The sequence below is a fragment of the Leptotrichia sp. oral taxon 879 str. F0557 genome (genome assembly GCF_000469385.1).
Lineage (GTDB): Bacteria > Fusobacteriota > Fusobacteriia > Fusobacteriales > Leptotrichiaceae > Leptotrichia > Leptotrichia mesophila.
In genome coordinates this window covers 1-482 of record NZ_KI271293.1, presented here as the reverse complement: position 1 = coordinate 482, position 482 = coordinate 1, and the positions used below count along the sequence as shown (strand labels likewise).

Here is a 482-nt window from a genome sequence, read left to right as displayed (position 1 = left end):
TTTATCAGCATTAAGGTTCTTATCAAGTCTTCTGCCTCTATTTTTAATATGTCGGTCTTCTTTGTGTAAAATTCTCTTAGAAGACCGTTGCTGTTTTCATTGCAGCCTCTCTGCCATGAGCAGTAAGGATTTGCAAAATAGAATTCTATTCCCATCTTCTCCACTTCTTCCCAGCATGAAAATTCCTTGCCCCTGTCTGATGTGAAAGTCTTAAATGCTTCTTTAGGAATACTGGCTATCAACCGTTTTATTGCTTCCAACATTGAATTTTTACTTCTATCTTTCATCTTTATTGCCACATATCGTCTCTTTAGTTTTCGCTTTCTTTCCCTTTCTTCTCAAGACATTCAGAGAAACGTCTAGAAAATTACTGTACAACCAGTTATAGATAGTTTTAAATGACAGCCTCCCCTTTAATTCCCTGCCAACAATTTGTTCAGGTGACCAAGTTTTGTAGAGCCTGTCCTCTATCAGATTTTTCA

1 protein-coding gene and 1 pseudogene are annotated in these 482 nt (G+C 36.9%); both read right to left on the bottom strand.

Annotated elements, in window-relative coordinates; all coding sequences use genetic code 11:
- Window positions 1-299: IS30 family transposase (locus HMPREF1552_RS11545; protein ID WP_231370735.1), on the bottom strand; the 299-nt coding region annotated here is incomplete at its 3' end.
- Window positions 277-482 (bottom strand): annotated as a pseudogene (locus HMPREF1552_RS12710) (hypothetical protein); the annotation flags it as partial. The gene HMPREF1552_RS11545 and the pseudogene HMPREF1552_RS12710, both read right to left, overlap by 23 nt.